Below are 4,411 nucleotides of genomic sequence, written 5' to 3'. Positions count from 1 at the left end.
TAGTTCATCATCTCACCAAGACCGAGAATTCTTTCATTATCAATTACCTTTAATATATCTTCACTTGTTAATACAGCACCTGCATTCTCAAATGGGGTAGCTGGCACACATGATGGGAACATATAGAAAACAGAGAGTGGTATGTTTTCTGATGCTTTTAACATATAGGAGAGGGCATCTAAGCCTGCTACATTACATATTTCATGTGGGTCAGCAACTACAGTTGTTGTTCCACAAGGAACTACTGCATCTGAAAAGGCTGAAGGTGACAGGTGTGATGACTCAATGTGACAGTGAGCATCGATAAATCCAGGTATTAAATATTTACCTTTAACATCTATTGTTTCTTTTGCTTCTATTGCACCCTTGAATGCAGCAAAATAACCATCTACAATATATACATCTGTTAAAAATGTTGTTTTATTGTACACATCAACAACATTAGCATTCTTTAAGCATAGGTCAGCTTTAGCTCTGCTCATGCTTACATCAACGATTTTCCTGGCTAGTTTATCTGTCATGGTTTTACTCCTTATACATACATTATAAGTTAAAAATCAAAATAGTGTTAAATAAAATTAAAAAACTCATTTTAAAAACAAGATATTTACATAAACATAAAATTTTTATTGCACTAATAAAAAAAGTAGGTATACAATTACTTTGTAACGTAACCTATTTTTCTAAAAAAGGAGTATGTATGGAAAAATTATTTAAACTTAAGGAAAGAAAAACAGACGTCAAGACTGAGATCATGGCTGGTGTAACAACCTTCCTAGCTATGGCATACATTCTGGCTGTTAACCCTGGCATCCTATCTGCTTCAGGTATGGATTTTGGTGCTGTATTTACAGCAACTGCACTTTCTTCTGCGATTGCAACACTTGTAATGGCTTTCGTTGCTAACTTGCCATTCGCATTGGCTCCAGGTATGGGCCTTAACGCATTCTTAGCATACACCGTTGTATTAGGAATGGGTTATTCATGGCAGTTCGCATTAACCGCAGTATTCCTTGAAGGTCTTATCTTTATCGTACTTACAATTTTCAACATCAGAGAAGCAATCGTAAATAGTATTCCTGATAGCTTAAAGAAAGCAATTAGCGTAGGTATTGGTTTCTTTATTGCATTTATTGGCATGCAGAACGCTGGAATCATCGTAGATGGTGCTACACTTGTTGACCTTGGTGCTATTACAACACCTGGCCCTGCAATGGTTGCAATCATTGGTTTAATCATCACAATTATTTTACAGTGCATGAATGTTAAGGGTTCCCTCCTTATTGGTATTATCCTTACAACTATTGTTGGTATTCCATTTGGTGTAACAAAGTATGCTGGAGGCTCTTACCTTCCTCCATCACTTGCTCCAACATTCTTCAAGTTTGAGTTTGCAAACATCTTTACAGTTGACTTCTTAATCGTAATGTTTACATTCCTCTTTGTTGATATGTTCGATACAGTAGGAACATTAATTGGATGTGCTACAAAGGCTGATATGGTTAAAGCAGATGGTACAATCCCTAACTGTAAAGAAGCATTATTTGCTGACGCTATTGGTACAACAGTTGGTGCAGTACTTGGTACATCAACAGTTACAACATTCGTTGAAAGCTCAGCAGGCGTAGTAGAAGGTGGTAGAACAGGTTTAACCGCTCTCACAGTATCTATATTATTCGTTCTTTCTCTCTTCTTAGCACCACTTTTTGGTTCAATCCCATCAGCAGCAACAGCTCCTGCATTAATCATGGTTGGTTTCTTCATGATGTCACCTGCTAGCAAGATTAATTGGGAAGACCCAGTAGATGGTATCTCTGCATTCTTAACAATCGCATTCATGACACTCTCTTATTCAATCAGTAATGGTATCATGTTTGGTATCCTCGCATGGGTAATTGGTAAGCTTGTTACAAAGAAAGCTAAGGATATCACAGCACCTACAATTGTTATTGCAGTACTATTCTTAATTTACCTTATCTTAAAATAAGTTAAATTAAACAATAAAAACATAATAAGGCACCTTCGGGTGCCTTATCTAATCTTGACTTATAACTAGAAATATCAGATATTATTTTATAGATTTCCAAATAAGGAGAAATATTACAATGAGTATTATTGAACAGATCGTTGCAAGAGAGATTCTTGACTCTCGTGGCAATCCAACCGTAGAGGTTGATGTTATTCTTGAAGACGGTTCTTTCGGCCGTGCTGCTGTACCTTCTGGTGCTTCAACAGGTGTACACGAAGCTGTTGAACTCAGAGATGGTGACAAGAGCCGCTTCCTTGGTAAGGGCGTTTTAAAGGCTGTTGATAATGTTAATGATATCATCGCTCCATCTATTGAGGGTATGGATGCACTTGATCAGGTTGCTATCGACCGCGCTATGATCGAGCTCGATGGAACACCTAACAAGGGTAAGCTTGGTGCTAACGCTATTCTCGCTGTTTCAATGGCAGTTGCACATGCAGCAGCAGATTTCCTTGGCCTCCCACTTTACAAGTACCTTGGTGCTTACAAGGCTTGCACACTCCCAGTTCCAATGGCTAACATCCTCAACGGTGGTGCTCACTCTGATAACAAAGTTGACTTCCAGGAATTCATGGTTATGCCTATCGGCGCTCCATCAATGAAGGAAGCAGTTAGAATGGTTGCTGAAGTATTCCACAACCTTAAGAGCGTATTAAAGGCTAGAGGCTACAACACAGGTGTAGGTGATGAAGGTGGTTTCGCACCAGACTTACAGTCTAACGAAGAAGCTCTTGAAGTTATCATGGAAGCTATTAAGAAGGCTGGTTACACAGCAGGTAGAGATGGCGACTTCATGATCGCTCTTGACCCAGCTTCATCAGAGCTCTATGACGAAGAGACAAAGACATATGAACTCAAGTGGACAACTCACGAGAAGCTCACTTCTGCTCAGATGGTTGACCTCTGGGAGTCATGGGTTAACAAGTATCCTATCATCTCAATCGAAGATGGTATGGCTGAAGATGACTGGGAAGGCTGGAAGATGCTCACAGATAGAATCGGTGACAGAGTACAGCTCGTTGGTGATGACCTCTTCGTTACTAACTCAGAAAGACTCAAGATGGGTCTCGAGAAGGGTGTTGCTAACTCAATCCTCATCAAGGTTAACCAGATTGGTACTCTCACAGAGACTTTCGAAGCTATCGACCTTGCTAAGAGAAATGGTTACACAGCTGTTGTATCACACCGCTCTGGTGAAACAGAAGATGTTACTATCGCAGATCTCGTAGTAGCTCTCGAGACAGGTGAGATTAAGACTGGTTCAATGAGCCGCTCTGACCGTGTTGCTAAGTACAACCAGCTCATCAGAATCGAGGAGATGCTCGGTGACACAGCTAAGTATGCTGGCCGCGATGCATTCCGCGTTCTCTAATAGATAATTATTGTCTATCATGCCCTCTAGAATTACTCTGGAGGGTATTTTTTATTGCTACTAAATCTACACTTTTTTCTGCACTCATGGTTATATGAAGAAAAAAAGTAGAACTTCAAAAATAAAACAAAATAACTAAAAGATAACTGAAAAATCTAATTAATAATTTTTAATTTTTACGAAAAAAAATAATTTGTAATTAAAACAAAAAAGGAAAAATCAAAAAATCATTGACCAAAATGTAAAGTTTATATTACATACTGTAAAACTAATTAGAATTATGTAATGAATATGTAAAAATTATATCGAAAATATGTAACGTTTGTACAAAATATGAATTTATCTTGACAGTTACACAAGGTGACTTTAAAATATACCTTGTATAATGGAATAAAGGGGAAAGATGATTCCTGTGAATTGTCTCCCGAATTATTTGGAGGAATTATGAAAAAGACAATTGCTATTCTATTAGTAGCAGTTCTAGCAGTTAGTTCCGTATTCGCAGGCTTCTCAGGCAAAGCTACAGTAGGTCTCGGATACAACTGGGAGACTAAAGAATATGGTTTCTCAAACGGAACAGGTTTTGATGTAAATGTAGACCTCTCAACAGCAGAAGCTGGCAATGTTGCAGAGGGTGATATCTATGCAGGTATCAAGGCAACAATGGGTGTTAAGGTTGCTAACAGAGTTAAAGGATCAAAAGATGATACTGCTAAAGGCCTTTATATTTGGGATAGTGCTGATAAGAATACCTATGGTGTAGGCTTATTTCTTAAGGTAGCTGAAGCATATGTAGCAGGAGCAAACTGGAAGGTATCTATCACAGGTACACAGGGTGCAACAAGCTATGCTAAGTCATTTACTACACATAAAGAAGCAGTAAAAGATGTATTTGGTAACGAAACTACAGATAAAAAAGATGTTGCAGATGATTTAACAGGTGATCTTTTTGCTTTAAATAAGGCTCCAGGTGTAACTGCAGAAGTTGCAGGTTTCAAGGCTTCTGTTGG

4 protein-coding genes are annotated in these 4,411 nt (G+C 38.3%); 3 read left to right on the top strand and 1 reads right to left on the bottom strand.

Going from position 1 to position 4,411, the window contains the following annotated elements:
• A partial coding sequence (locus SOY52_RS05195) for an amidohydrolase family protein (RefSeq protein WP_320847915.1) occupies positions 1 to 521 on the bottom strand: 521 nt, incomplete at its 3' end.
• Positions 522 to 700: 179 nt separating this feature from the next.
• On the opposite strand from SOY52_RS05195, the gene SOY52_RS05190 reads away from it, so the two are divergent.
• The 3 genes from SOY52_RS05190 to SOY52_RS05180 form a co-directional block, all read left to right on the top strand.
• A complete protein-coding gene (locus SOY52_RS05190) occupies positions 701 to 1,987 on the top strand; it encodes an NCS2 family permease (RefSeq protein WP_320847914.1) in 1,287 nt (428 codons plus the stop codon).
• Between the two features lie 118 nt (positions 1,988 to 2,105).
• A complete protein-coding gene (eno, locus tag SOY52_RS05185; RefSeq protein ID WP_320847913.1) occupies positions 2,106 to 3,401 on the top strand; it encodes a phosphopyruvate hydratase in 1,296 nt (431 codons plus the stop codon).
• 444 nt (positions 3,402 to 3,845) lie between these two features.
• Positions 3,846 to 4,411: hypothetical protein (locus SOY52_RS05180; RefSeq protein ID WP_320847912.1), on the top strand; the 566-nt coding region annotated here is incomplete at its 3' end.

Origin of the sequence: Bullifex sp. (assembly GCF_034103065.1) — a bacterium.
Lineage (GTDB): Bacteria > Spirochaetota > Spirochaetia > Sphaerochaetales > Sphaerochaetaceae > Bullifex.
This window is presented reverse-complemented; position numbering and strand designations above follow the sequence as displayed.

Excerpts from the sequence above, each read along its gene's own strand:
- SOY52_RS05190 (WP_320847914.1), top strand. The coding sequence starts at position 701 with ATGGAAAAATTATTTAAACTTAAGGAAAGAAAAACAGACGTCAAGACT.
- eno (WP_320847913.1), top strand. The coding sequence starts at position 2,106 with ATGAGTATTATTGAACAGATCGTTGCAAGAGAGATTCTTGACTCTCGT.